Source organism: Enterococcus sp. AZ109 (genome assembly GCF_051714625.1).
Lineage (GTDB): Bacteria > Bacillota > Bacilli > Lactobacillales > Enterococcaceae > Enterococcus_A.
Map to the genome: position 1 here is coordinate 2,865,443 of NZ_JBIOSF010000001.1, position 25,525 is coordinate 2,890,967.

General features: G+C 40.8%; 25 protein-coding genes, 1 tRNA gene and 1 riboswitch. Of the genes, 18 read left to right on the forward strand and 8 right to left on the reverse strand.

Annotation, left to right across the window (positions count from 1 at the left end; translation table 11 throughout):
* Window positions 1-5: 5 nt before the first annotated feature.
* Window positions 6-824 carry a pyruvate, water dikinase regulatory protein gene (locus IGI42_RS14095; protein ID WP_438716495.1) on the reverse strand — a complete coding sequence of 273 codons (819 nt, stop codon included), beginning with the start codon at window positions 822-824 and terminating at the stop codon, window positions 6-8.
* Between the two features lie 14 nt (window positions 825-838).
* Entirely contained in the window at window positions 839-1,468 is a 630-nt protein-coding gene (locus IGI42_RS14100; RefSeq protein WP_438716496.1) for a helix-turn-helix transcriptional regulator, read from the reverse strand.
* 163 nt (window positions 1,469-1,631) lie between these two features.
* Between IGI42_RS14100 and IGI42_RS14105 the strand changes: the two genes are divergently transcribed.
* The 3 genes from IGI42_RS14105 (at window position 1,632) to IGI42_RS14115 (ending at window position 3,095) form a co-directional block, all read left to right on the forward strand.
* A tRNA-Glu gene (locus IGI42_RS14105) sits at window positions 1,632-1,703 on the forward strand.
* 137 nt (window positions 1,704-1,840) lie between these two features.
* Window positions 1,841-2,683, forward strand: coding sequence for an AraC family transcriptional regulator (locus IGI42_RS14110; RefSeq protein WP_438716497.1), 843 nt, complete (start codon window positions 1,841-1,843; stop codon window positions 2,681-2,683).
* Window positions 2,673-3,095 (forward strand): DUF2000 domain-containing protein, encoded by a 423-nt coding sequence (locus IGI42_RS14115; RefSeq protein WP_438716498.1) that lies wholly within the window; start codon window positions 2,673-2,675, stop codon window positions 3,093-3,095. Before IGI42_RS14110 ends, IGI42_RS14115 begins: the two co-directional genes overlap by 11 nt.
* A gap of 244 nt (window positions 3,096-3,339) precedes the next feature.
* On the opposite strand, the gene yidC is transcribed toward IGI42_RS14115, so the two are convergent.
* Window positions 3,340-4,263, reverse strand: a complete 924-nt coding sequence (yidC, locus tag IGI42_RS14120) for a membrane protein insertase YidC (protein ID WP_438716499.1) — start codon at window positions 4,261-4,263, stop codon at window positions 3,340-3,342.
* Between the two features lie 105 nt (window positions 4,264-4,368).
* The gene (locus tag IGI42_RS14125) at window positions 4,369-4,641 is read right to left on the reverse strand and encodes an acylphosphatase (protein ID WP_438716500.1); all 273 of its coding nucleotides are present in this window, start codon (window positions 4,639-4,641) and stop codon (window positions 4,369-4,371) included.
* A gap of 88 nt (window positions 4,642-4,729) precedes the next feature.
* Here IGI42_RS14125 and IGI42_RS14130 point away from each other — a divergent pair, with 88 nt between their 5' ends.
* The 3 genes from IGI42_RS14130 to IGI42_RS14140 all read left to right on the forward strand — a co-directional run bounded on the left by IGI42_RS14130 (window position 4,730) and on the right by IGI42_RS14140 (window position 6,983).
* Window positions 4,730-5,494 carry a TrmH family RNA methyltransferase gene (locus IGI42_RS14130; protein ID WP_438716501.1) on the forward strand — a complete coding sequence of 255 codons (765 nt, stop codon included), beginning with the start codon at window positions 4,730-4,732 and terminating at the stop codon, window positions 5,492-5,494.
* A gap of 127 nt (window positions 5,495-5,621) precedes the next feature.
* Window positions 5,622-6,113 carry an HD domain-containing protein gene (locus IGI42_RS14135; protein WP_438716502.1) on the forward strand — a complete coding sequence of 164 codons (492 nt, stop codon included), beginning with the start codon at window positions 5,622-5,624 and terminating at the stop codon, window positions 6,111-6,113.
* A gap of 240 nt (window positions 6,114-6,353) precedes the next feature.
* Window positions 6,354-6,983, forward strand: coding sequence for a YczE/YyaS/YitT family protein (locus IGI42_RS14140; protein WP_438716503.1), 630 nt, complete (start codon window positions 6,354-6,356; stop codon window positions 6,981-6,983).
* Between the two features lie 9 nt (window positions 6,984-6,992).
* On the opposite strand, the gene IGI42_RS14145 is transcribed toward IGI42_RS14140, so the two are convergent.
* Window positions 6,993-9,320, reverse strand: a complete 2,328-nt coding sequence (locus IGI42_RS14145) for a cation-translocating P-type ATPase (protein WP_438716504.1) — start codon at window positions 9,318-9,320, stop codon at window positions 6,993-6,995.
* 249 nt (window positions 9,321-9,569) lie between these two features.
* On the opposite strand from IGI42_RS14145, the gene efp reads away from it, so the two are divergent.
* Window positions 9,570-10,133 carry an elongation factor P gene (gene efp, locus IGI42_RS14150; protein ID WP_438716505.1) on the forward strand — a complete coding sequence of 188 codons (564 nt, stop codon included), beginning with the start codon at window positions 9,570-9,572 and terminating at the stop codon, window positions 10,131-10,133.
* 65 nt (window positions 10,134-10,198) lie between these two features.
* On the opposite strand, the gene IGI42_RS14155 is transcribed toward efp, so the two are convergent.
* Entirely contained in the window at window positions 10,199-10,726 is a 528-nt protein-coding gene (locus tag IGI42_RS14155) for a folate family ECF transporter S component (RefSeq protein ID WP_438716506.1), read from the reverse strand.
* Window positions 10,727-10,761: 35 nt separating this feature from the next.
* Window positions 10,762-10,859: riboswitch (THF riboswitch) on the reverse strand.
* Between the two features lie 169 nt (window positions 10,860-11,028).
* Here IGI42_RS14155 and IGI42_RS14160 point away from each other — a divergent pair.
* From IGI42_RS14160 to IGI42_RS14175, 4 genes are all read left to right on the forward strand, one after another.
* A complete protein-coding gene (locus tag IGI42_RS14160) occupies window positions 11,029-11,988 on the forward strand; it encodes an alpha/beta hydrolase (RefSeq protein ID WP_438716507.1) in 960 nt (319 codons plus the stop codon).
* Window positions 11,985-12,374, forward strand: a complete 390-nt coding sequence (locus IGI42_RS14165) for a DUF1722 domain-containing protein (protein WP_438716508.1) — start codon at window positions 11,985-11,987, stop codon at window positions 12,372-12,374. Before IGI42_RS14160 ends, IGI42_RS14165 begins: the two co-directional genes overlap by 4 nt.
* 51 nt (window positions 12,375-12,425) lie before the next feature.
* Window positions 12,426-13,385 (forward strand): NADP-dependent oxidoreductase, encoded by a 960-nt coding sequence (locus IGI42_RS14170; protein ID WP_438716509.1) that lies wholly within the window; start codon window positions 12,426-12,428, stop codon window positions 13,383-13,385.
* 178 nt (window positions 13,386-13,563) lie between these two features.
* The gene (locus tag IGI42_RS14175) at window positions 13,564-14,304 is read left to right on the forward strand and encodes a cyclase family protein (RefSeq protein WP_438716510.1); all 741 of its coding nucleotides are present in this window, start codon (window positions 13,564-13,566) and stop codon (window positions 14,302-14,304) included.
* Between the two features lie 77 nt (window positions 14,305-14,381).
* Here IGI42_RS14175 and nfsA read toward each other — a convergent pair whose 3' ends face one another.
* Window positions 14,382-15,113, reverse strand: a complete 732-nt coding sequence (gene nfsA / locus IGI42_RS14180; protein WP_438716511.1) for an oxygen-insensitive NADPH nitroreductase — start codon at window positions 15,111-15,113, stop codon at window positions 14,382-14,384.
* Window positions 15,114-15,293: 180 nt separating this feature from the next.
* On the opposite strand from nfsA, the gene IGI42_RS14185 reads away from it, so the two are divergent.
* The 3 genes from IGI42_RS14185 to IGI42_RS14195 all read left to right on the forward strand — a co-directional run bounded on the left by IGI42_RS14185 (window position 15,294) and on the right by IGI42_RS14195 (window position 18,178).
* On the forward strand, window positions 15,294-15,563 hold the full coding sequence (locus tag IGI42_RS14185; RefSeq protein WP_438716512.1) for an ACT domain-containing protein: 270 nt from the start codon (window positions 15,294-15,296) through the stop codon (window positions 15,561-15,563).
* 35 nt (window positions 15,564-15,598) lie between these two features.
* A complete protein-coding gene (locus IGI42_RS14190; RefSeq protein WP_438716513.1) occupies window positions 15,599-16,942 on the forward strand; it encodes a PFL family protein in 1,344 nt (447 codons plus the stop codon).
* Between the two features lie 210 nt (window positions 16,943-17,152).
* Window positions 17,153-18,178: a hypothetical protein gene (locus IGI42_RS14195; protein WP_438716514.1), complete on the forward strand. Its 1,026-nt coding sequence runs from the start codon at window positions 17,153-17,155 to the stop codon at window positions 18,176-18,178.
* 184 nt (window positions 18,179-18,362) lie between these two features.
* Here IGI42_RS14195 and IGI42_RS14200 read toward each other — a convergent pair whose 3' ends face one another.
* The gene (locus tag IGI42_RS14200) at window positions 18,363-18,911 is read right to left on the reverse strand and encodes a TetR/AcrR family transcriptional regulator (protein WP_438716516.1); all 549 of its coding nucleotides are present in this window, start codon (window positions 18,909-18,911) and stop codon (window positions 18,363-18,365) included.
* A 150-nt stretch (window positions 18,912-19,061) separates the two neighbouring features.
* Between IGI42_RS14200 and IGI42_RS14205 the strand changes: the two genes are divergently transcribed.
* The 4 genes from IGI42_RS14205 (at window position 19,062) to IGI42_RS14220 (ending at window position 25,439) form a co-directional block, all read left to right on the forward strand.
* A complete protein-coding gene (locus IGI42_RS14205; RefSeq protein WP_438716517.1) occupies window positions 19,062-19,763 on the forward strand; it encodes an ABC transporter ATP-binding protein in 702 nt (233 codons plus the stop codon).
* A gap of 10 nt (window positions 19,764-19,773) precedes the next feature.
* The gene (locus IGI42_RS14210) at window positions 19,774-22,440 is read left to right on the forward strand and encodes an ABC transporter permease (protein WP_438716518.1); all 2,667 of its coding nucleotides are present in this window, start codon (window positions 19,774-19,776) and stop codon (window positions 22,438-22,440) included.
* Window positions 22,441-22,669: 229 nt separating this feature from the next.
* The gene (locus IGI42_RS14215; RefSeq protein ID WP_438716519.1) at window positions 22,670-23,983 is read left to right on the forward strand and encodes an FAD-dependent oxidoreductase; all 1,314 of its coding nucleotides are present in this window, start codon (window positions 22,670-22,672) and stop codon (window positions 23,981-23,983) included.
* Window positions 23,973-25,439 (forward strand): helix-turn-helix domain-containing protein, encoded by a 1,467-nt coding sequence (locus IGI42_RS14220; RefSeq protein ID WP_438716520.1) that lies wholly within the window; start codon window positions 23,973-23,975, stop codon window positions 25,437-25,439. Before IGI42_RS14215 ends, IGI42_RS14220 begins: the two co-directional genes overlap by 11 nt.
* Window positions 25,440-25,525: the final 86 nt, after the last annotated feature.

A 25,525-nucleotide genomic window follows, 5' to 3' on the forward strand; every position in this document is an offset into this window, starting at 1 on the left:
TCCAATTAAAGTGGTGTGTGGCTATCCATATGTTCGGCAATCAAGGTAGCTGCTTCTTCAATGGATTTATTTGTAACGTCAAGAACGAAAGCACCTAAGTCATTGAAGACTTCGTTAGCGTACTTTAGTTCATCTTTGATCCGTGCAATATCAGCGTATCGTGAGTTTTCTTGTAAGCCTAATGAATGCAAACGGCTGGTTCGAATTTTTTGTTGGGTTTCGGGTTCAATAATTAGACCAACTAGCTTTTCTTTTGGCACTTGTTTAATTTGTTCAGGCAGTGGTACTTCTGGAATCAAAGGTAAATTGGCAACTTTGTATCGATTGTTGGCTAAATACATACTTAATGGTGTTTTTGAAGTGCGTGAGATGCCTAATAAGACAATATCTGCCTCTAAAAAGCCTTTAGGATCTTTCCCATCGTCAAACTTAACCGCAAATTCAATCGCTGCTACCCGGTTGAAATACTCTTGGTTCAATTTGTGGACAGTACCAGCTTCTTGCAAGGGGGAAACACCGGTTTTTTGGTGGATAATTTCCATGAAGGGACACATTAAATCGATATACTGTAAGCCGGTCCGTTTGCTGAAATCTGCCACAATTTCGGTTAAATTACTGCTAACCAATGTAGTTACAACCACAGCACCGTCTTTTAACGCATCGCTTAAAATCCCTTTTAGTTCCTCTTCGTTTTTCATGAAGGGAAATCGGTAGGACATGTCAAATTCAACTGTGGGAAATTGGGCGGCGACAGCGTTAACTAGTTTAAGAGAGGTTTCTCCGACAGCATCAGAGATCATGTACAATGGGACACTTTTTTTCATTATTTAATACGCTCCTATCGATTAGTTTCAGTTTGTTTAGCTTGCTGCATAATGTAGTTGAAAATGCGTGACTTAGTAATTTTACCGATGACTTTTTTTGGATCTTCATCGCTGACAACTGGTAGAGAATCTACTTGGTAATCTAATAGCACTGCTCCTGCTTCTAAAACAGTGAAGTCTTTCGTGCAGGTGCGAATATGCGGTGCGCGGGTCATTACTACGGCGACAGGCGTGCCTTGCAGGTTACTGTTTAGAGCAGCCCGCAACAAATCTTTGCGAGATAATAAACCGATTAAGTGCTGCTGCTTGTCTGTTACATAAATGGAACCGACATCATACATGAACATATTGGTAATTGCGTCATGGATTGATGTATCCTGAGGTGTTAGTAGTGGTTGCAACATAATATCTCCAACTTTTACTGAAAATATTTTATCAAATAGAAATTGTTCAATACCAACTCCGGTATAGGTATACCCAACTTTCGGGCTAGCTTCCAGCATGCCTGCCATGGTTAAAAAAGAAAGATCTGTGCGCAAGGTGGCATGGGAAATACCTAAGTGATCGGCAATCTTTTCTCCGCTTAACGGCTGGTCTTTTTTGACAATTGCAATGATTTTCTCTTGCCGTTCTGATAGCTTCATAAGTTCCTCCTATAGTGCTGTGATTCAATCGTACATCAAATATTATACACCTATTTGCTATATAAACAACATAAATGAATAAATAAACGCATATTTATTTTTGACGGTCAGGACGAAATCTTTTACGGATAATCATATAAGCGTTATACTCATAGTGCTAAATAGCCTGTTGGTCAAGGGGTCAAGACGCCGCGTTCTCAGCGCGGAATCACGGGTTCAAATCCCGTACAGGTTATCAATAATAGAAGGTTGCCTTTTCGGTGTTTTTTAACTGGGGAAGGCAGCCTCTTTTTTGCAGTAAAAAAGTCAATATTTTCCAAGCAGTCTAACGTATACTTTTTATATACTATGGAAAAGACAGGAGGCTGTTTCATGGCACAGGCGAAAAAGGTGATTAGCTATGACCAAAAGCTAGGAATAGAAGCTTACGTGTTTACTGGTGTTTCTCAGAATTTCCCCAATCATTTTCACGATTATTACGTAATTGGTCTAATCGAGGTGGGAGACCGGCATTTAGTGGTGAATCAACAAGAATATGTCGTCGAGCCAGGCGATCTGATGACTTTCAATCCCTATGATAAGCATAGCTGTGAGGGAATTTCTGCTAGTCGTTTAACCTATCGTTGCTTTAATATTCAACAGGAAAAAATGCGGCAGATTATGCTGGAGATTGGTGTAGAGGAGGAACTGCCGTATTTTCTAAAGCCAGTTCAACATCAGATCAGTTGTGTAGATGCATTTACCAAGGTTCATCAATTGGTGATGCAAGAAGAGCATGAAGGTGAAAAAGAAGCGCTGTTCTATCTTTTAATGGAGGAATTATTGCAGAATTTTACAGCGATGAATCAAGTAACGATTCCCTTTGCTAAGCAAGAGGTAGAAATGGTTTGTACTTATTTGGAGAAGCATTATAGTGAGAAGATCACCTTGGATCAGCTAAGTGAAATCGCTCATCTAAACAAGCATTCACTGGTAAGAAATTTCACCCGTTACAAAGGAATTACACCTTATCGCTATTTAGAAACCTTGCGGATCGACAAAGCTAAAAAATTGTTGGAACAAGGTGAGAGTTTAGTAACAGCTGCCCAGCAAACCGGTTTTTACGATCAAAGTCATTTTACTAATTATTTTAATCGTTTAATCGGTTTAACACCTAGTCAGTACCAATCTGTCTTTTTAAAAATGAAGGAAAACGAGGAACAGTATGAAAAATGAAGAATTGAAGTGTGTCATGGTAGTAGATGAGCACATGCCTTTAGGAATTATCGCTAACAGCACAGCAGTTATGGGAGTGACTATTGGAAAGTTGTTTCCAGAAGTGGTTGGTCAAAATGTAATTGATCAAACAGGTTATGAACATCAAGGAATTATTGAGTTTCCCATTCCGATCTTAAAAGGCAATGGCGGATTTTTGCGAGAGCTGAAGGGGCGTTTGAAAGAACCTAAATTTGAAAAAGTCACGGTTGTGGATTTTTTTGATGCAGCACAAAGTTGCAAAACCTATGAAGAATACATTGAAAAGATGAAGGAAATTCCGGAGTCAGCGTTGCAGTATTTCGGCTTAACTTTTTTCGGCCCCAAGAAACAAGTCAATCAACTAACCGGCAGTTTGCCGTTATTGAGATAGCCAGAGGTTGGGACAGAAGTGTCCAGCTCCGAGAAATAAGCCGAAAATAGCTTCTTATATTTTTGCGATTATTCCTCTTATTTCCGAAAGAGCTGCTTCAGTTATACCGATTATGCGTTTTTTAGTGGCTGTGACAAAAAACGTCACAGCCACACTTTTGCATGCCAAAATGTATAAGTAGTTCACCATCCCACAACCTTGATTAAATAAAAAAACCTAGCTACTAGGCTAGGTTTCGGTATAATTATTTACGTTTTTGCTTGCCGGCATTGCGTCCACCCTTGGAGTTTTTAGGTTGGTTGACCGCTTTTGGTTTCACCGGTTCGGCTTTTTTCATGGTGCGAGGAGTAACCACTTGTTTTGGCGGGTTCTTCGCTAATTCTTCTTTAATTTTGGCTTTGATTCTAGGTCGCATCACAACATTGGTAATAAATGTTTGGATACAACTGAAGATACCTCCGACAACCCAGTACAGACCGACACCAGCTGGTGAACTGAAGGTCATGAAGACAATCATTAATGGTGAAGCGATCATCATACTGCGCATGGTTTTCTTTTGCTCTTCAGGAATACCAATTAACGAAATGTAGCTTTGTAAAAAGTACGCAATCCCTACAACCACTACTAGAACATAGCTTGGACTTGCCAGGTCAATTCCCAAGAAGGTGGAGCCTTGAATACCAGTTGAAAAACGAGCGGTATAATACAAAGCTGAGAAGATTGGCATTTGGATCAATAGCGGCAGACAGCCGATACCGCCCATCATGCTGACATTGTTCTCTTTGTACACAGCTGACATTTCTCTTTGCGCTTCCATCTGTTCTTCTGGAGTTGCTGCTTCTTTCATCTTCGCTTGCGCTGCATCTACTTGAGGCTTGATGGCCTGCATTTTTTCAGTTTGGATCAATGATTTCTTTGATTGATGAATTCCTAAAGGCATGATAATCAGACGAACGATAATTGTTAAGACAATAATCGCTAAACCGTAGGACCAATCAAAGCTTTGAACCATCCATTCTAAGAAGCCTTCTAACGGAACGACTAAGAAACGGTAAACAATTCCCGTTGTATCCGGCTTGCCGTCGCTGCCCATGCGAACACAACCAGATAAAAATACCACAAGACCCAGGAGACCCGTTCCTAAAAGCCAATTTTTCATTTTATTCATTTAATTCTTCCTCTGCTAATTAAATTTCACACAGGAAATACTATACTAAAGATCGCAACCCTTTTCAATTGAATTTCAAAAAAAGCCGATGGATGCAAGTCATTCTTAATAGATTACCTGAAATTTCTTGCGGTCTTGGATTGAATCGTCCTCATACTTTTCTAAGTGATCTACACGAGCAAATGAATTTGGCGGCTGTTTGATCTTATCTAAAAATTCAGTCATTTGCTCTGCAGTTCCGATAGCTTCAATGGTAACACTGCCGTTGTCTTCATTTTTAACTGTACCGGTGATGCCGATTTCTTGCGCTAAAAGCTGAGTAGTGTAACGAAACCCGACACCTTGAACACGTCCGGATACATTAATATGCATTTTCATGATCAATTCCTCCTTTTTTACTATCATAACGAGTTTTTGTGGCTGAGACAAGAAAACGCGTGCTATAATGCCAAAGAGGTGACGCATAGTGAAGGAAATTCAATCAATCAAAAATCCATTAATTAAAGAAACGAAAAAGCTGCAGCAAAAAAAATACCGAACGCAAACCGGAACCTACTTGCTGGAAGGCTTTCATTTAGTCCAAGAGGCAGTTAATGCTGGGACGGATATTCAAGAAATTTTCGTGAATCAACGAGGGCAAAGGGAATGGTCGGATTGGCTGGAGGAGCATTTTCCAGCGTATTATTTAGTGAGTGACGAAATCTTGAAGACACTAGTTGACCAACCAGCTCCTCAGGGAATTGTTGCAGTGGTAAGAATGTCTGATCAAACAATCGATCAATACAAAGGTGCGTGGCTGCTTTTAGACCAAGTTCAAGATCCGGGAAATGTAGGAACGATGATCCGCACAGCCGATGCGGCTGGTTTTAGCGGCGTTGTGTTAGGAGAAGGAACGGTGGATTTATATAATCCGAAAACTTTGCGTAGCACACAAGGAAGCCACTTTCATTTGACTGTTGTCTCTGGAAAATTAGAGGAATTGATTCCACAGCTGCAAACACAGGGTATCCCAGTTTATGGAACGGCTTTAGATGAGCAGGCGAAAAATTATCGGAAGGTCGAGGCAGAGGATAGTTTTGCCCTAATCATGGGAAATGAAGGACAAGGAATACGGCCAGAATTACTAGCAATGACTGATCATAATTTGTATATTCCAATTAAAGGGAAAGCCGAATCTTTGAACGTAGCTGTGGCTGCTGGTGTCCTAATGTTTAAGATGGTAAAGGAATAGTGAAGAAATGATTGCGCTTATTAAGGTTCCTTTAAAGTTGGGTAAGTGCTGAGTAATTCCCTATATTCTTGCATGAAAGCGTGATATACTACGATACAGATATGAAAGAAAAGGGGCTTTGCATCATATGAATTGGCAAGACGATAAAGAGTACATGTCCTACATCGAAGACCTGCTAGCTACCGAAGAAGTACAAAAATTGGCAAATTACATCCAACACATGAATTCGACACGCTTGGAACACTCAATCAGTGTTTCTTATAATAGCTATAAAATTGCAAAACGTTTGAATGGTAATGCTAGAGCAACTGCTCGTGCGGGCCTGTTACACGATTTGTTTTACTATGATTGGCATACAACGAAGTTTGATGAAGGTTCTCATGCTTATATGCATCCACGCATTGCTGTTAAAAATGCTGAGAAGATTACCGAGTTATCTGCTCTAGAACGTGATATCATCATCAAGCACATGTGGGGTGCGACGATCACGCCTCCACGTTACAAAGAAGGTTATATTGTCACAATGGTTGACAAATATTGCGCAATTAAAGAGGCAGCTGCACCATTTACTGCCCGAGTAAATAACTACAAAAAGCGTTTTAAAAGAGAAGCAATCTAAAAGAGCCGATTCGGCTCTTTTTTTTCGTAATTATTAAGCTTATTGCAGCAATGAAAATGATACTTGGTTTCTCAAACCAGTTTAACACTCCAACGTTAAACAATTTTACGAAGACTTTCTGATTTAAAACAAGGTTTAATAGTTGACTATTATCTATGGAAACGGATACACTTGATGGAGTGTGTGGGGTCGGTTATTTTACATAGTTTTTTAGGCAGATAAGTGAGGAAGATAAAATTGATGGGAAAAGAACATTTAGTAAAACAGTTTACGTTAGCTGTCATCGGGACGTTTATTGCGGCATTAGGTATTCGTTTGATTGTAGTAAGCGGGTTAGGCGCGGATGCAATTAGTACGTTAGTATTAGGATTGATGCAGCATGTTCCGTTACGTTTTGGTACGTTGAGTATGCTTTTTAATGCCATTGTGTTAGTCATCATTTTCTTTTATGATCGTAAGATGATCGGAATGGGCAGCATTATTAATAGTTTTGGCGTGGGGATATGTTTGAACTTGATTGAATCAGCAGGATTACTGCACAGTATTCCAAAATTTTTAGAATACCCGTCAATTTTAGTGGGAACGATTATTTTTGGTTTCGGAACAGGAATTTATTTACTAACCAACGCTGGCTCGGCTGCTTATGAAAGCTTGATGATCGTTTTGCAGCGGGTGTTGAAGGTATCGGTGAAAATAGCACGAATTATTTTAGATGGCAGCTTCTTTTTGATCGGTTATTTATTAGGTGGAACAGTTGGATGGGGCACATTGATTGTATTGCTGCTGCTGGGACCTTCTCTGGAGCTGACTTTGAATCAATTGCCTAAGCTTAGGTTGTTTCGAACAAGACGAGTCAATGAAAAAAGCTGATGCAAAATTCTAGTGAAAGAATTTTGCGTCAGCTTGTTTTTTGTGCATGGGCTGCGGAGGCAGCGTCTTAGTTAAGAAAATGTAACCAAGGGCATTAAAGATCATCATGCCAATAAATATTGCAAAAGATCCCGCATGCAACAGGTTAATTTCTAAAATGGAATGAAACAGTATAGCTGCAACATAAATACCGCCAATGGTAGTTACAATCAAGAAGGTCCGCAATGGATTCAAAGGCAAGCAAGCTTTGACTACTGCCAAACAACTGATCCCAATTAATAAGTAGTACATTAACGTAGTAGTATCCATTTGATCCCAATTATAACTGCGGGCAAGACCGGAAATTACCAATACATTGATAACTACTAATAAAGCGTTCGGTGCTGCTGCTCGTAAAGCAGTTGGCAGGAATTTACCCTTGATGCGATTATTGTTTCCTTCAAAAGATAAGAAGAAGGATGGATATCCTTCAATTGCTAAATCAATTAAAGTAATTTGAATTGGAATAAAGGGGAAAGCTGTAGCAGTTATTAAGCAAATGACCGACAAGATAAAGGAATAAATCGTCTTAATAAAGAAGATTCCGGATACCTTAGTCACATTATTTACTACGCGACGTCCTTCAAAGACAACTTCCGGCAATGAAGTAAAATCAGAGTCCAACAATACTAGATTGGCAACTTGACGGGTAGCATCGTCGCCATCAGCCATGGCAATGCTGACATCCGCTTCACGAAGAGCCAATATATCATTGACACCATCACCAGTCATCGCAACTGTTCGGCCTTCGTTTTTCAAAGATTGAACCAGCAATTTTTTCTGATGAGGAGCTACTCGACCAAACACGGTATACTGCTGAGCGGCAGTCATCACTTCTTCATCGGTTTCACAGGTCGCCAAGTCAATGTAACGTTCGTAATTTGGCAGACCGGCGCGGCGTGCGATATTAGAAACGGTTACTGGGTTGTCGCCTGAGATTACTTTTAGGTCAACACCTTCATTATATAAATAGGCTAAAGTTTTTTCGGCATTTCGACGAATAATATCCTCAATTTCAATTACTGCTAAGGGTGTCAATTCGCCCTTTTCTTCTGGTATAGTAACACCTGCAGCCGTAGCTAAGAGTAGCACCCGCAGCCCCTTTTCCTGAGCTAAGGCAACTTCCTTAGGCAACTGGTTAGCAGATAATAGTTTTTCTGGCGCACCTAGGTAGAGGACACCGAAGTCAGCCAAGGCCATTGCACCCCATTTTCGATCAGAAGAAAATGGCAAAGTGTCCAAACTTTGGTACCGATGTGCCTCTGGAAAATAATCCCGCAGCGCCTGCATGGTGACATTGTTATCGGTACTTTGTGCCAAGTAGCTGCCAACTAAGGCTAATAGATTGGCATCAGCAGTCAAGGGATGAACCGCTGTTACCCGCATATTTCCTTCAGTGATGGTCCCAGTTTTATCTAAGCATAAGGTATCCACGTGGGCTAAAGTTTCAATAGAATACATATCTTGGACTAAAATTCGTTTTTTTGCCAGCTTTGTTACACCGGTTGTTAAAGCAATACTAATTAACAGGACTAATCCTTTTGGCAGCATGCCAAGAACAGCAGCAGCAGAGACGACCACCGATGTCTTGATCCCACTAGAACGGAAGAAGAAAGCTTCCAAAAATAATAAAATACCAAAAGGAATAATGATGAAGCTGGTGAATTTAGAAACTTTCCGAATAGCTCGCACAAGTTCTGAGTTTAAGGGCTTGTGGACTTTAGCTTCACTAGCTAGTTTAGTTGCGTAATTTTCTGCTCCTACGTGAACAACCTTGGCTACTACTTCGCCACTGGTTAAAAAGCTGCCAGATAATAACTGAGAATCGGTCGTTTTACTAATTAAATCTGACTCACCTGTAAGCATCGCTTCGTTGACTTCAGCAAAACCTGAGAGAACCGTCATATCCGAAGCAATCTGTTCACCCGCGTGGACGATCACAATATCATCCATCACCAATTCTGTGGAGATAATGGATTGCTGGCGGCCTTCACGAATTACTTTAACCTTTTGCTGATTGACGATTGACAGTTTTTGGACCAAGTTTCGGGCGTGAATCTCCTGATAAATCCCAATTAGAATATTCACTAAAATAATAGCTAAATAAAACATATTAGTATAAGCGCCTACTAAAAAGAGACAGATACCGATAATCAAGTTAAGAAAATTAAAAAGGGTTACGATATTATCGTAAAGTATTGCCTTGGTGGATTTTGTAGCATTTTCTTCGTAATTATTTTGCAGTCCTTGTTCTTTACGTTGCTGCACCTCTGTTTCAGTTAAACCTGTTTGCTTCAAATTCGTTCCTGCTTTCCTTCAAAATCTTATACAGAAACCACGATAGCACAAAATAAATTTTAAATCGGAAAATTGTTTGACGACGATCGTTTTTTTATGAAAATTTTAAAGGAAATTACTGGAGACTATTTTTCGTATTCGCAGGTTTAAAGGCTTCTTAAAAAAAGAAAACGCATTTTTATCTAGTAAGTATGCCCCATATTTGCTACAATGAACAAGGTGTAATTATACTAGAAGGAGTGTTTTTTAATGATCTCAGCAAGTGATTTACGTGCCGGCATGACATTTATTCAAGACGGCAAATTAATTAAAGTACTAGAAGCCAGCCATCACAAGCCTGGTAAAGGAAATACAGTTATGCGTATGAAATTGCGCGATGTTCGTACTGGAGCAACTTACGATACAACTTTGCGTCCGGACGAAAAATTTGAAAAAGCCATGATGGAAAATAAACCAGTACAATACTTGTACAGCCAAGATGACATGGCAATCTTCATGGACTTAGAAACTTACGAACAATACGAATTACCAATTCCTTCAATCGAGCAAGAAATGAAATACTTGTTGGAAAACATGGAAGTAAAAATTCAATTTTATGGTTCTGAAGTGATTGGTGTAACTTTACCAACATCAGTTGTCCTACGTGTAGTTGAAACACAACCATCAATCAAAGGTGCAACTGTAACAGGTTCTGGTAAACCAGCAACGATGGAAACTGGCTTAGTAGTTAATGTTCCTGACTTTGTTGAAGCAGGTGAACTTTTGGAAATCAATACTCAAGAAGGTACCTATGCAAAACGCGCAGGTAAATAAGCATAAAAAAGATCAGCCATTTGGGATATGAATGGCTGATCTTTTTGTATTTATAAGTTTTTTATTTAATGTGTATTAAAATGGGCAACCCAACGTTTGTAGGGCAAAACACTACCTAAAAAATAAGTAAGGATGCTTTGAACAGGTACCCAGATAACGGCTTTAATTAAGCGTGGCGCCCAAATAATCCAGCTGTCTAACGGAACATTGTACATGACGGATAGCCACAAAGGTGTCAATATCAGATTAATTAAAACAGTAATCACTAGGACGGATTGAATCGAATTCTTCCAGGTGATTTCTTTTTTGTAAAAGAAAAAGCCGTAAATTGTTCCAGTGATAAAGGCATTTAGGGTAAAGCCGATAAAATACGGTGCTTTGGGCAAAAGTGCCATACCGACAAAATCCGCAACGACCATTCCTATGCCTGTCCAAAAGGGACCAAAGATCATGCCCATGATAATCTCAGGGACAAAGGTGAAACTCACCTTTAAAAACTGAGTCTCAATGCCTAGTACACGAGACAGGGTGACCATCATAGCAATCAACAACGCCATGGTGGTGATGCTTCTAGCATCTAATTTTTTCTTCATTTCTAGCATCTCCTTTAAGAGCTGCTACATCTTCATGCAGCGAATGCGAAAATAAAACCGCAGACCGAAGTCTTTCGTCCAGTAGGCAACATCCCATCCTCCCGGCACTTAACGCTTTATTCTCTACTCTGATTTTATTTTTGGGGAAAACCCCGCTAAATCGTATCATATATCATAGACAAGTGCAATTAAGCAGTGCTTACTTTTCAAGTAATTGTGAAGAGAGTTTCAAATGAACTTCTTCATTTCTTTAAGCTGTTGTTCCTAATTCACTTATGCTACGCTTAGTGTGAGGTGATTACATGGCAAATTCAAAAGAAATTGCCCCTGAATTAAAAGGGAATCTACTATTTAAACTATTTCCGCTTGTATACAGCAAAAATTTATCCAAGCTAGCAAATAAATTTTTATACCGTACGCGTGGTGGTCGAGTAAAGAGCAACCAACTGCATTTTGAGGAAAGATTTATTCCACGAACTGATGGCAGTCAACTACGGCTGTGTATTTATCGAAGCAAGGAGCCCACAAAAAATACGCCAGGTATCTTGTGGCTTCATGGAGGCGGCTATTCTATGGGGATTCCTGAAATGGATGAGCGAACCTATGAAGCTTTAATGGCTACCCGACCGTGTACCATCGTGGCACCGGATTATCGCCGCAGCGTCGATGCTCCATACCCAGCAGCTTTAGAGGACAGCTATTTAGCCTTAAAGTGGTTGAAAGAACAAGGTGAAGCTTATGGTTGTCGCTTGGATCAGCTGATGGTGGGTGGTAACAGTGCCGGTGGTGGTCTGACTGTAGCAGTAACGCTGTTGGCGCGGGATAAGCAGGAAGTTCAGCTAGCCTATCAGATGCCACTTTATCCGATGCTGGATGACCGAATGATTACCGACTCTGCCAAGGACAATCAAGCACCTGTGTGGAATACGCGAGCGAATCGGATTGCCTGGAATCTCTACTTAGATGAGATCGCAGATGTGCCAAGCTATGCTGCCCCTGCTCGAGCAACAGACTACAGTGGGCTGCCGCCAGCTTGCACCTATGTAGGAGATATCGAACCTTTTTATGATGAAACCTGTCAGTATGTGAAAAATTTAGAAGCAGTTGGCATTCCGGTAGCTTTTAAAGTGTTTCAAGGGGCTTATCATGGATTTTCTCAAGTAAACCCCAATACACAAATTGCGCAAGATGCCTTTGACTTTTTTGTTGAGAATTATCGGTATGCTTGTGAACACTATTTTGCAAAGCAGGTGGGAAATTGAATTTGCAGGAAGCACAAAAGCAATGGGCTAGCTGGAAATATTACGTAATGGCACGATCTCAAAAAGAGTATTTAGCATTGCGGGCCTTATTTTCTGGCAATCAGTGGAGTGAAGAAAAGGAACGACAATTTTATGAAACCTTGAAGCTCGTTCAACAACTGCCGCCAAATCCAAAAGCCATGCGCAATGCCTATGAACATATCTGGGGATATTTCAAAAAAGCGGTAACGAAGGAAGAACGAGCAGTCTTCTATACAAAGTTGACCCAACTCAGTGAGACTAACGATGAAGCCTTACCTTATTTAAGGTATCTGAATGATAAATATCCCGATGCTTACCTTAGTGAGTCGGAATTATTTAAGGAATCAAACCAGCAAACAGATTAGTTTCAAGTTTAGTCAAAACCTCCTATAATAAAGCGACGGAGGGATTTACTTATGAAAACAAGAGCAATTGTCATAAATCAATACGGCGGAGCCGATCAATTAATACAAGATATGGTGGAACTGCCAGAGCTAGATGAAAAACAAGTCTTAGTCAAGGTTCATGCTACTTCAGTGAACCCGATTGACTGGAAATTAAGAGAAGGCTATTTGAGTCAGATGATGCCTTGGGATTTTCCGATTATTTTAGGTTGGGATGTGGCTGGCGAAATTGCTGAAGTGGGTGCAATGGTAACTGATTGGCAAGTAGGCGACAAAGTCTTTGCACGACCAGAAACGACGCGTTTTGGGACATATGCGGATTACACCATCGTAGACGACCATTTATTAGCGAAAAAACCAGAAGCGATTTCCTTTGAAGAAGCAGCGGCCGTTCCATTAGCAGGCTTAACAGCTTATCAAGCACTGTTCATTCATGGACATCTAAAAGCAGGGGAAAAGGTCTTGATCCACGCGGGTGCTGGCGGAGTTGGTATGTATGCGATTCAGTTAGCTAAAAACTTGGGTGCACAAGTTTTTACTACGGCCAGCGAAAAAAATCGTGACTGGTTGGAAGGATTAGGAGCCGATCAAGTCATTGATTACCGATCCACTGATTTTTCGGAAGTATTATCAGGAATCGATCTAGTTTTTGATACGATGGGCGGTGAGATTCAGGATAAAAGTTTCCGCGTGTTGAAACCAGAAACCGGTCGTTTGATTTCAATTGTCGGTGAACCTAACTTGGAATTGGCTAAGGAATTCAATATTTTATTGGCAAAAAGTATTTGGCTGAATCCTGATGGCAGTCAATTACAAAAAATGGCTGATTGGCTGGAAAGCGGCCAGCTTAAAAGTATTGTTGGCGAAACTTTCCCATTAACTGCTGAGGGTGTGAAGGATGCTCATCAATTGAGTGAAACCCATCATGCCAAAGGAAAAATCGTTTTGAAAAATAAAGAGAGCAACAAATAAAACTTAATACACAGGCCCTGTAGAAAGGATCACTCTTCACGAGATTTTTTTCTGCAGGGCTATTTTTGTCTGATTTTGACAATCTATACATTGTTTATTTTGATACTAGCAAAGTGTTGTTGACACGTCTGTCTTTTTGTTGGTATGTTTAAAATAAAGGTTTAATGGAGGTTGTAGCATGAGTAAGATTACAGAAAGTATCGCCTTTTTACAGCAGCAAAAATGGATTGATTTAACACATACCGTTTCAGCAGAAATTCCTTATTTTCAATCATTTAGACCCTTGAGTGAAGAAACATTATGTACGTTAGAAGCAGACGGGTTCTATGCCAAAGAATACCATGTCGTTACTCAGTATGGTACCCATATTGATGCGCCAGTTCATTTTGCGGCGGGCATGGATCATTTAGAAGAACTGGATATGCAGCAGTTCATTTTACCTTTAGTCGTTATTCACAAGGAATCAGAAGTGGCTGAAAATCCTGATTATTGTTTGTCAGTTGAAGACATCGAAGCCTTTGAAAAACAACATGGAGAAATTCCGGCAGGCAGCTTCGTGGCTTTTGCTAGTGGCTGGTCGAAACACTGGCACGATCACCAAGCATACTATAATCTGGATGAAGCAGGCCAAGCACATACGCCGGGCTGGTCTTTAGAAGCTTTGAAGTTTTTACATGAAAAGCGCAACGTGACAGCAATTGGGCATGAAACCCTAGATACAGATACGGCAATGGATTGCACGAAAAATAATGGGTTAATTGGTGAGCTGTATTGGTTATCACAAAATAAATTTCAAGTAGAAGTCTTAACCAATTTAACCGACATACCTGCAACTGGGGGCGCTATTTTCTTGGGAGTACCTAAAATTAAAGGGGCACCGGGATTTACCATTCGCGCTTTTGCGATTGTGCCGGAATAATCAGATTTTAAAAAGGAGAACTTGTCAGATAGACAATTTCTCCTTTTCTTACTCTCAAACTGCTGGAAAAACAAGGATTAAAATTCAAAGCCTTGTTTTTTTAGAAATTCAGTTGTGTGGGTGCGACGCGGTTCATGGAAATGAGCCAACATTTTTCTGGACCAGTCGGCATCGCCAGCATTAGCGGAGCGTCCAGCATAATAGTCTTCCATTAATTGATCATAAGCGGCAATCTTTTCAGCGCTTAACGATTGATAGCAATTCGTCTGATGGACGTCTTCTAACGGCAGGCGTGGTTTGACCTCATTTTTCTTGCCTGGATAGCCTACAGACATGCCAAATAATGGGAAAGTATATTCTGGTAGTTCAAGCAATTCAGCCATTTTAAATAAGTCGTTGCGGATACCGCCAATGTAGCAAATGCCTAAACCGATCGACTCGGCATAAACCGCCATTGTTTGTGCGGCAATGGTTGTATCTACAACTGAAACAATAAAGGATTCTTCGTTTTTCAGTGCTTCTAACGATTGCTGGTGCTGGGTTAAAATTTGGGCATGCTTATTCAAGTCGGCCACGAAAACGTAAAAAGCTCCGGCATCCTTGATGTAACCAAAACCGTTAGCCACGGTTTCAATGGCTGCTAGTTTTTGTGGATCGGTTACTTCAATGATTGAATAGGCTTGGACAAAGTTGGAGCTGCTGCCACTTTGGGCGGCACAAAGCAGTTGATCTTTTATCCTAGGTGACAGTTTATCATGGGAAAATTTGCGAACTGAAGTATGGCTTAATAATTGTTTTAATAAATCCATGTTGGTACCTCCGTTCCTTTTCTTCTATAATAAAAGAGCTGTCGTCAAAAAGCTAGCGTCTGGTTTGAAAATAAAAAGGCGAACGTTTTTGCAAATAGAATGAAAAAAGATTCATGAATCCCTCATGTACGTCTAAAGATTATGCTATAATGAAAAAAATCAATTTGGAGGGGATTTACTATGCGCGGCATCGTAACCGTAATTGGAAAAGACAAAGTTGGAATTATTGCAGGTGTTAGTCAAAAACTGGCTGAGCTTGAAGTGAATATTTTAGATGTATCTCAAACGATCATGGATGATTATTTTACTATGATGATGCTAACTGATTTAGCCAATACGAATAAAGAGTTTGACAACATTCGCGAAGAGTTGAATCAGTTAGGTAAAGAACTAGGCGTGAAAATTAGCGTTCAAAATCAAGAAATCTTTGACGCAATGCACAAGTTATAGGAAAATTCTTTTTCAATGAAAACAGGAGGGGCTACATGGAAACCAATCAAATACTAGAAACCATTCGAATGATCGAAGAAGAAAATCTTGACATTCGGACCATTACGATGGGGATTTCGTTGTTGGATTGTATCGACAGCGACAGTGATAAAGCCTGCGAAAAAATCTATCAAAAAATTACAACAAAAGCGAAAAACTTAGTAAAAGTCGGTGAAGCCATTGCATCTGAGTATGGTATTCCGATTATTAATAAACGAATTTCGGTGACTCCAATTGCGATTATTGGTGCTGCTAGCGATGATACAGATTATGTGAAGTATGCCAAAACGTTAGACAAAGCGGCTAAAGAAGTTGGCGTTGATTTTATCGGCGGATTTTCAGCGTTGGTGGAAAAAGGCTATCAAAAAGGGGACCGAATTTTAATTGATTCGATTCCACAAGCTTTAGCAGAAACCGATTTTGTTTGTTCTTCTGTTAATATTGGTTCTACTAAAGCAGGAATCAATATGGACGCAATCAAACACATGGGTGAAATCATTAAAGAAACTGCTGCAGCTTCTGATCTTGGCTGTGCCAAATTAGTGGTGTTTGCTAACGCAGTTGAAGATAACCCATTCATGGCCGGTGCTTTCCACGGTGTTGGTGAAGCCGATTGTATCATCAATGTCGGTGTCAGCGGACCGGGTGTGGTGAAACGGGCGTTAGAAAAAGTCAAAGGGGAACCTTTTGATGTGGTAGCAGAAGTGGTGAAGCAAACAGCCTTCAAAATCACTCGAATGGGTCAATTAGTTGGTCGGGCAGCTTCAGAACGTTTGGACGTTCCTTTCGGGATCGTGGATCTATCATTGGCACCTACTCCAGCGGTGGGGGATTCTGTAGCTCACGTATTAGAAGAAATGGGCTTGGAAACAGTTGGTACTCATGGAACAACAGCTGCTTTGGCACTGCTAAACGATGCAGTTAAAAAGGGTGGCGTAATGGCATGTAACCATGTCGGCGGTTTATCAGGTGCATTCATCCCAGTTTCTGAAGATGCGGGTATGATTGATGCGGTGAACAACGGCTCACTAAACATCGAAAAATTAGAAGCGATGACCGCAATTTGTTCAGTTGGTCTGGACATGATTGCCATCCCTGGTGATACTCCGGCAGCTAGCATTTCAGCGATGATTGCTGATGAAGCAGCGATTGGGGTAATCAACCATAAAACAACCGCTGTCCGAATTATTCCGGCAGCAGGTAGTAAGATTGGCGATACCGTTGAATTTGGCGGATTGCTAGGTCGAGCACCAGTTATGAAGGTGAACGCTGCGGCTTCGACTGATTTTATTGCTCGCGGTGGACGGATTCCCGCACCGATTCATTCTTTTAAAAACTAATAGCAAAAATGAAGAAGGCCCGTTGCGGCTTTCTTTTTTTGAGCAAAATGAGGCAATCAAACGGATACGGTTATAATTAGATAATAAAGCAGGATTATGTCGGTGTACGTTTAGAACTTTATTCGTCGTTTATCTAAACATAATGACAGGTATCTAAAGTGGTTGTCTTCTTTTCCCGTTTTTGAGAAAATAAAGCAGGAGGCGGTTTGAATGAAACGAGTGATGGGGATTATTGTTAGTGTCTTATTTCTACTGGCAGGGTGCACAGTACGATCAACAGGTACAGGTGAAAATCAAACCTTTGAAACTTATGTAACGCAAGCAGAAAAGCTAGTTAAGGAACAGGATTACTCAGCAGCTATTGTGGAGTATGACAAAGCACTGAGCGTGGATACTAAGCAAAACAAACAGCCAATCGAGGATGATAAAGCTGGAGTTAACGTATTGATAGCCGTTAACAAATTGATGAATGATGAAAGCTATAAAGAAGTTATCGAACGGCTGGGTCCCTCGGATTTGCGAAAAAGTAAAGAAGTGATCGTCCATAATGAGTTAGAAGACGTATATCAACTTGCGCGTCAAAAGCAGCAGGAGCAATGGGAAGCTGAGGACATTCAGCAAGAGGAACGTACTAATAATTCAAAAACTGCATCAAGCACTAGTCTCGGGGATTCCACAAACGACGAACAAGGAGAGTCGAAAATTGGACGTCAAACCTTAACGGAAGCGGATCATTCAAGAATCAATCAAGACTTTTTAGCGTGGGCAATCCCGCGAGCTGAATTAGGGGGAATGGCTATTTCTAGTCGTTACTTCACCCACGGGGCAGCCGGAATAGGGGATTGGTATGCTCAGACGATTGATGGTGATGTTCAGATGCAGGATAATGGTCATCCTGGTGCAGATGCTTTTGACATTCACAGTGTCGGCGGTTGTGTTTTTTACACTTCATTGGACGGGACAATCGGCTTGGATCAAAAGGCAGAAAACAGCAGTACAGCAGAAAACTACTATATCAACTTAGATCGTTCTAAGCCGGTTCACATCTACTTGCTAGGTGACAATGGCCAAGTCTATGAGTACATCTTCATTCCTGATAAAGAAGAGCAGCTCGGCGGGGTGTTCGGCGAATTAAATGATGATGGAACAAAAGGAAACTATGGACCAACGAAGATTTTTGCGATCTCTAATGACAGTGATGCGCGCGCTAAATTAAACGAATTATTAACCAATTAACGCATAAAATGAGAATGTGACAGAAGTGTTCAGCTCCGAGGAATAATCCGAAAATAGCTTCTAATATTTTTGCGATTATTCGGCTCATTACCGAAAGAGCTGTTTCAGTTACACCGATTATGCGGTTCTCAGTGGCTGTGACGTTTTATGTCAAAGCCACTTTTTTTACGAAAGCGAAGTCTTTTTAGTATATTTCTGTCCGGAAAACATTCAATAAGAGCTTACTAACTTCGTGAGCATTCAACTCTTCAAAATCTTTCAACCAACGGATAATTAAGCCGACTGAACCCTCCACAAAGTAAGACAAGTAAAGCTCCATCTCGGTTTGAGTAGCAGTCGGAAAGTATTGGGAAAATTGTTGAAACGCTTCGGGTTTGATTTGTTCGAGCAGCGGGGATAAAAAATTGCTCTTAGTATTACCTAATACTAAAATACGAATTTCCGGCCGGTTTTTGATTTTTTCTAACAAAGTTGTTAACCAAGTATCCATCGGTTGACTGTTTAATTGAATATCCGCCAACAAATCATTCATTACTTCTTCTTCGATTTTTTGCAGCAAATCGAAGGTGTCCTTGTAATATTTATAAAAGGTTCCTCGGTTAATATCAGCGGCTTCCGTAATTTCTTTAACCGTGATTTTTTCCAGTTCTTTTTGTGAAAGCAATGCTAAAAATGCTTGTCGAATCATCTTTTTAGTGTAAATTGTTCGTCGGTTATTGGCAATGCCCACCATGAGCGCTCCTTCTTTCTATCAACAATTTTGAGGAAACTGTTGGTTTTATAACAGCCTTTTCAGTTTTGTTTCTTGTTCTTTTTAATGTCGCCTAGTATACTAACAACAGACTAAAAAAGCAACACTTGTTCAATTAATGGAGGTCATAAAGTGAACTATGTAGAAGTGCAGCATGTATCGAAACACTATAAAATGGGAGAATCAGTGATTACTGCCAATGACGATCTTTCTTTTAGCATAAAAAAAGGGGAACTAGCAGTGATTTTAGGTCCTAGTGGCGCCGGGAAATCAACAGTGTTGAATATTCTAGGTGGCATGGATGCAGCCGACGAAGGGAAAGTATTAATCGACGGAACTGATATTGCCCAGTTTAACGACAAACAGCTAACGGCTTATCGTAGAGAAGATGTCGGTTTTGTCTTTCAGTTTTATAATTTGGTTCCCAATCTAACTACAAAAGAAAATGTTGAATTAGCCACTGAAGTATCGCCAAAGGCTTTAGATCCAGAAGCAGTACTGAAACAGGTGGGCTTGGATCATCGTTTAAATAATTTTCCCGCTCAACTATCTGGAGGGGAGCAGCAACGAGTGTCGATTGCTCGAGCCTTAGCTAAAAATCCTAAGCTGCTGTTATGTGATGAACCAACAGGTGCGCTGGACTTTGAGACTGGTAAACAGATCTTGAAGCTCTTACAAAATGCAAGTCGAGTACAAGGAAATACCGTTCTGATTATCACACATAATTCGGCTTTGGCACCCATGGCTGATCGAGTGATTCGTATTAATGATGCCAAGGTTCGTTCGGTGGAGGTCAATGAACAGCCGATCTCGATTGACGAGATTACGTGGTAGGTGACGGTGAATGAAAAATAAAACCTATTTAAAAGCTAGTCTGCGAGAAATCGCTTATTCTAAAGGCCGCTTTATTGCGATCATTTTAATTATTTTACTAGGAACAATGTTGTTTGTAGGAATTAAGGCAACCGGTCCGATTTTGAACTCTTCTGCTAGCCAGTATGTTGATGAGCATAACTTATCTGATTTGCAAGTAGTCTCAACGGGCGGTCTGACTGATGCCGATCTTTCACAGGCGGAAAAACTGTCTGATAGCGAAGTCGAAGCAGGGTATCAATTCTTTTATGCCGATCCCGATAAAAATGAGGTCGTACAGGTTTTTTCTTATGACCCTAAACAGGAACAAAATCAGCTGATTGTTACTAAAGGTCGTTTGCCGGAAACAGATCAAGAGCTGGTGTTAGATAGTCAGGCAGAAAATATGGGCTATGAAATAGGAGATACTTACGAAATTAAGGATTCGGATCAACTAGCCGATGAACGCTATGAAATTGTCGGCTTTGTGAACTCGCCAATGTTTATTGGTACCAGTGAACGAGGCTTATCCAATGTTGGAAATGGCCGGGTAAACTATTTTGCTTATGTTCCCAAAGAACAGTTTACCTCAGATGTTTATAGCATTTTGTATTTGACCTTTGCTAATACACGTGGACTGGAAACTTATGGCAGTGCTTACGATGATGTAATGGAGGAAAATCGTGAGGCAGCAGAGGAACTGTTTGCTAATCGCCCACAGGAACGTCTGGCAGAGATTCGCCAAGATGCCGATGAACAGCTAGAGCCAGAGAAAACTAAAGTTGCTGATGGTTTAGCCGCATTAGATCAGGCCGAAAGTCAGCTTCAGCAGCAACAAGCCTTTGCTGCCCGATTACCAGCAGAGCAGCAAGCACAATTAGTGGCAGTCCAACAGGAACTTAATCAAAACCGCCAGCAGCTGACCGACGCCCAAGCAGAAATCGCTCAACAGGAGCAGACGTTGGCGGAACTAAAAGAGCCTAGCTATTCCTTCCATCGCCGCTCGGACAATCCGGGCTTTCAAGAGTATGGCGATTTGTCGGAGCGGATTGCGGCGATTGCCAATGTCTTTCCAGTTTTCTTTTTCTTCATTGCTGCCTTGATTACTTTTACCACGATGACTCGAATGGTGGAAGAAAATCGACGGGAGATTGGTACCTTGAAAGCTTTAGGCTATAGCAAATTTGAAATTTCGAAAAAGTATTTCATTTATGCCTTGTCTGCGGCAACCATTGGGATTGTTTTAGGTAGTGTGATCGGGACTGAAGCTTTGCCCCGGATTATCTTTGTCCTGTCTAGTGAGCGCTACAATTTCGAACAGGTGTATATTTATTATTTAGCTCGGCCGATTATTCAAGCGGCGATTGCATTTGTGTTAGCGAGTCTTGGTTCGGCATTATTAGTGTTAATGAAGGATTTGCGAGAAAAACCAGCGCAATTACTGCAGCCAAAAGCACCGAAACCAGGTAAACGAATTTTCTTGGAATATATCAAACCTTTGTGGACTCGCTTAAGCTTTAATCAAAAGGTAAGCTACCGCAATCTACTACGTTACAAATCACGAATGGTCATGGCGATTATCGGGATTTCTGGGTGTGCTGGCTTAATGGTTGCTGGAGTGGGTTTAAAGGATTCTTTGAGTTCAGTAACGGCTAAGCAGTTTGGTCCGATTATTGCTTATCAAGGAATTGTTACTTTGTCGGATGAGGCTGATACTGAAGCGGATCGGCAAATAGTGGAAACTATTTTTGACCAAGAAGATCAGGTAACTGCCTTTTTACCAAGCTACAATGAGGCAGTAGAAATCCGTCAAAAGGGACAAGGTACGCAGCAGCTAAATATGATGGTACCGCAAAATGCTCAGTCGTTTTCAGATTATGTGCATTTGAAAAATGCCGATGAGCAAGAGGTTACTTTAGGTGACCAAGGAGCGGCTATTACCGAGAAAGCGGCGGAATTATTTGCCCTCACTGAAGGAGATGAGGTGACAGTTTACGATAGTGATCAGCGACCGCTGAAGTTGAAAATTAGCCATATTGTAGAGAATTATTTAGGGAATTTTCTATATATATCTCAGGATTATTATCAAAAAGTCAGCGGAGATGACTATGAGCCTAACGCTTACTTCATCAGCACCGAAACAATGAATGAAGACCAAGAAAATCAATTGTCAGAGGAGTTGTTAGCAAGCGAGCAGGTAGTGAACACCTCGTTTGTTTCACAACAAATTGAAGCCCAAGAGGATTCAATGGCAAATCTGGATGCGATCGTGCTGATATTCGTGGTATTATCTGGCTTGTTAGCCTTTATCGTTTTATATAACTTAACCAACATCAATGTTTCCGAACGGATTCGTGAACTGTCTACGATTAAAGTGCTAGGTTTCTTCGATAAGGAAGTAACTATGTATATCTTCCGAGAAAATGTCATTTTTACCTTGTTGGGAATCGTAGTAGGTTATGGTGTAGGAATTGTGCTGACTGCTTTTATCCTGCATCAAGCATCTATGGAAAATGTCATCTTCCCACTAGTGATTCACTGGACAGCGTATGTTATTTCCGGTGGCTTGACAATTGTGTTTACCTTGATTGTTATGGCGGTAACACATGTGAAATTGAAGCATATTAATATGATTGATGCACTAAAATCAAATGAATAATTGCTTGAGGTTGTGATAGAAGTGTTCAGCTTATTTCCGAAATAGCTGCTTTAGTTACACCGATTATGCGGTTTTCAGTGGCTGTGGCGTTTTATGTCACAGCCGCTTTTTGTATTTGCTTAGAATAATGGCTGACTAGCAGAGGAGTCAGTTTATTAAGCTTTTGGGAATAGCAGATTTTTCTTGTCATGTTATGATAGCTGTATAAGTAGAAATGGGGATGGTAGGGATGAAAATTGTAATTATTGGCGGCTCTTTTGCAGGGATTCAAGGGGCGATAACCAGTCGAGAATACTACCCAGAAGCGGAGATTGTCTTACTGGAAAAGCAACCAGAGATTGGGTACATTCCGGGCAGTTTAGCTCTTTTTCTGCAAGGGAAAGTGAACGCTTTGGATCAATTGCATTGGCGGACAGCTGAAGAATTAAGAAACGACTATCAGATCGACGTGCGCTGCAACCAGCAAGTGGTAGCGCTGGAAGCAGAAAATCAAATACGATTGGATACAAATGAAACCGTTCCCTTTGATCGTTTGATTGTTGCGACTGGTTCGGGACAGTTTTCCCGTTACAGCTTAAAGGACCCTCAAGAACCACAAGCACGAATTGTCCGTTTTAAAACACGCAGTGAAGCACAGTTGTTGGTAGATCAGCTGCCAACAGTCGCAAAAATTGCCATTATCGGAGCTGGTCAAGTGGGCTTGGAGCTGGCAGAAGGCTTAGCGATAATCGGCAAACAGGTGCATTTGTTTGAAAGTAATTCTCAGCTGCTTTTTCGTTATTTAGACGAGGAAATGACTGAACCGTTAGTCAAAGCCGTTGAAGCTAAGGGAGTTGTTCTTCAGCTAAATACGTTTGTCGAAGAACTGGTGGAAACAGAGGAAGTGGTAACATTAACGACTGCCGAAAAGCAGGAAGAGTTTGATTTAGTATTGATTGCCACAAGTGTTCGACCGGATAACTCACTTTGGGAAAATGCGTTAACGCTAAATGATGACGGGACAATTTGGGTGGATCAGTGGATGCAAACGAGCCGAACCAATGTATTTGCGGTAGGTGATGCGGTTCAAGTGATCTTCCGTCCGACTGGTGAGTCGATGTATAGTTCGCTAGTTAACAATGCGTTGCGTACAGCAAAAGTAGCAGCAGTTAACTTAGCAGGACCTAAACAGGAAGATCAAGGAACGTTGCGTACCGTGGGTAATCAGTTGTTTGGCTACTATGTTGGCAGTACTGGACTGACAGAAAGTGAAGGGATTTTTTATCCTACGAAGATTACTAGCCAAGTGGCGGAGCTTTCGGTTAGCTTACTGTCACCAGAAAAGCAGCGAGTGAAACTGATCTTTGATAACGAAACTGAGCAATTGTTAGGGGCCCAAATTGTGAGCCCCGCTCCCGTGCTGGAAAAAATCAATCAATTAGCAGAAGCCATTCGTTTAAAGCAGACGAAAACCTCTCTTCGACAAAGCGAAGAATACTTCCATCCGGCTTTAAACCTGCCTGAAACTCTGTTTTTAAGAGGTGAGGATCGTCATGCGAATTGATGAATTATTAGAAAAAAAAGAGCAGCTGCAGTTAGAGATTTTACGGCAGCTGATTGTACAAGGCGGGCAGGTACCGGTAGCTGATTTACGAAAAGTTGTCGGATTGTCCCGCAACGCCTTTGAACAATATGTAGAAGATTTGGTTTATGTTTGCCAAGTCTCCCATATTCCGTTGCAGCTGGTTTATGAAAATAGCGAGCTGATTTTGCAACTACCAGCAGAAAACAACTTAGCGGATGTCGTAGAGTTGTTGACCAGTGAAAGCCTCCACTTTCAAATTTTAGAGTACCTGCTTTATCACAAAGAATTTACCATCGTACAGCTAGTCAATACGTTTATGATTAGCGAGTCGTCTGTTTTTCGCAAAATCAAAGAACTGAACCGATTGCTTGCTGAATTCGGGTTGCAAATTAAAAATGGCCAATGGATCGGTGAGGAAGGACAAATCCGCTATTTTTATAGTCAGCTGTATCGGTTTTTACCGAATCGTCTGCCAAAATTTATGCAGCAGACGCCGGAAAATCAACAGTTTATCCGCGCCTTGGAGCAGGTTCTAAAAACCCGTTTCTCACCAGAAGCGCTTGAACAAATTTGCTGCTGGCTAGGCGTCACTCGCAAACGTTTAACAGCAAAAAAAAGTCAAAGTAAAAAAATCCAGCAGTTGATGAAACCTTATTTGAAGGATGCTTTGTATCAAAAAATCGATCACGTGGTGACGTTGTATTTTAGTCGGACTTCCTTGGAGGTGACGAAAAATGAAAGTATGCTGTTTTACAGTTTTTTTGTTGCTAACCAATTATTGGATGAAGAGACTGCCTATCATTTCGAATTATTACGCAGTAAAAAATTACCTACTGCAGTCGTTGATGTGTATGTCCGAGAGACATTGCTATTGCATTATCGTCCGCGTCGTTTATCGATTCAAATGGAAGAAAAGATTGGCTATCAATTGGCGCGTATTCATAATGAACTGTATTTCTTCCAAGGGAAAATCGAACCCTACCAGCGAGATCAGATGTTAAACAAGCAAAAGCACTTATTAGGTCCCGCTTTGAGTCAGCTAATCGATCAACTGACTGAATTAGCGTTAAAGCAGCTTAATCAACCGATCAATGAAACTGATACGTTGCAGCGCTATTTACCGCAAAATTATGGGACGGTGCTGTCAATGATTGATTTTTACTTAATGGACAATGTTCAAATTGGGATTGATTTAACGGATGCGTGGAAAGAGCCTTTTTACCAACTGCTGGTTAGCGTACTGCGTCCTATAATAGGTGTTCAGGTTGAGAATTATCAGGAGGATCGCAGCTATGACATGATTCTCACCACTAAATCTCATTCACTGGATTATCTTGGGCAGCCTATAATTTATCGACTCTCTGAATATGCTTCAGCTTATGATTTGAAAGAAATCAAAGCCTATATTACTCGTTTGAAAAAAGCAAAAACCTAATCGATTAACAGCATTCTTATCAGCTTTAGCCGCATAGCTTTCAGAGATCACACGAAAGTTGCTGAATTTTGACAGTTTGCATCAGT

Bases quoted from the DNA above. Each gene is read 5' to 3' on its own strand.
- IGI42_RS14095 (WP_438716495.1), bottom strand. From the start codon at position 824: ATGAAAAAAAGTGTCCCATTGTACATGATCTCTGATGCTGTCGGAGAA.
- IGI42_RS14100 (WP_438716496.1), bottom strand. From the start codon at position 1,468: ATGAAGCTATCAGAACGGCAAGAGAAAATCATTGCAATTGTCAAAAAA.
- IGI42_RS14110 (WP_438716497.1), top strand. From the start codon at position 1,841: ATGGCACAGGCGAAAAAGGTGATTAGCTATGACCAAAAGCTAGGAATA.
- IGI42_RS14115 (WP_438716498.1), top strand. From the start codon at position 2,673: ATGAAAAATGAAGAATTGAAGTGTGTCATGGTAGTAGATGAGCACATG.
- yidC (WP_438716499.1), bottom strand. From the start codon at position 4,263: ATGAATAAAATGAAAAATTGGCTTTTAGGAACGGGTCTCCTGGGTCTT.
- IGI42_RS14125 (WP_438716500.1), bottom strand. From the start codon at position 4,641: ATGAAAATGCATATTAATGTATCCGGACGTGTTCAAGGTGTCGGGTTT.
- IGI42_RS14135 (WP_438716502.1), top strand. From the start codon at position 5,622: ATGAATTGGCAAGACGATAAAGAGTACATGTCCTACATCGAAGACCTG.
- IGI42_RS14140 (WP_438716503.1), top strand. From the start codon at position 6,354: ATGGGAAAAGAACATTTAGTAAAACAGTTTACGTTAGCTGTCATCGGG.
- efp (WP_438716505.1), top strand. From the start codon at position 9,570: ATGATCTCAGCAAGTGATTTACGTGCCGGCATGACATTTATTCAAGAC.
- IGI42_RS14155 (WP_438716506.1), bottom strand. From the start codon at position 10,726: ATGAAGAAAAAATTAGATGCTAGAAGCATCACCACCATGGCGTTGTTG.
- IGI42_RS14160 (WP_438716507.1), top strand. From the start codon at position 11,029: ATGGCAAATTCAAAAGAAATTGCCCCTGAATTAAAAGGGAATCTACTA.
- IGI42_RS14170 (WP_438716509.1), top strand. From the start codon at position 12,426: ATGAAAACAAGAGCAATTGTCATAAATCAATACGGCGGAGCCGATCAA.
- IGI42_RS14175 (WP_438716510.1), top strand. From the start codon at position 13,564: ATGAGTAAGATTACAGAAAGTATCGCCTTTTTACAGCAGCAAAAATGG.
- nfsA (WP_438716511.1), bottom strand. From the start codon at position 15,113: ATGGATTTATTAAAACAATTATTAAGCCATACTTCAGTTCGCAAATTT.
- IGI42_RS14185 (WP_438716512.1), top strand. From the start codon at position 15,294: ATGCGCGGCATCGTAACCGTAATTGGAAAAGACAAAGTTGGAATTATT.
- IGI42_RS14190 (WP_438716513.1), top strand. From the start codon at position 15,599: ATGGAAACCAATCAAATACTAGAAACCATTCGAATGATCGAAGAAGAA.
- IGI42_RS14195 (WP_438716514.1), top strand. From the start codon at position 17,153: ATGAAACGAGTGATGGGGATTATTGTTAGTGTCTTATTTCTACTGGCA.
- IGI42_RS14200 (WP_438716516.1), bottom strand. From the start codon at position 18,911: ATGGTGGGCATTGCCAATAACCGACGAACAATTTACACTAAAAAGATG.
- IGI42_RS14210 (WP_438716518.1), top strand. From the start codon at position 19,774: ATGAAAAATAAAACCTATTTAAAAGCTAGTCTGCGAGAAATCGCTTAT.
- IGI42_RS14215 (WP_438716519.1), top strand. From the start codon at position 22,670: ATGAAAATTGTAATTATTGGCGGCTCTTTTGCAGGGATTCAAGGGGCG.
- IGI42_RS14220 (WP_438716520.1), top strand. From the start codon at position 23,973: ATGCGAATTGATGAATTATTAGAAAAAAAAGAGCAGCTGCAGTTAGAG.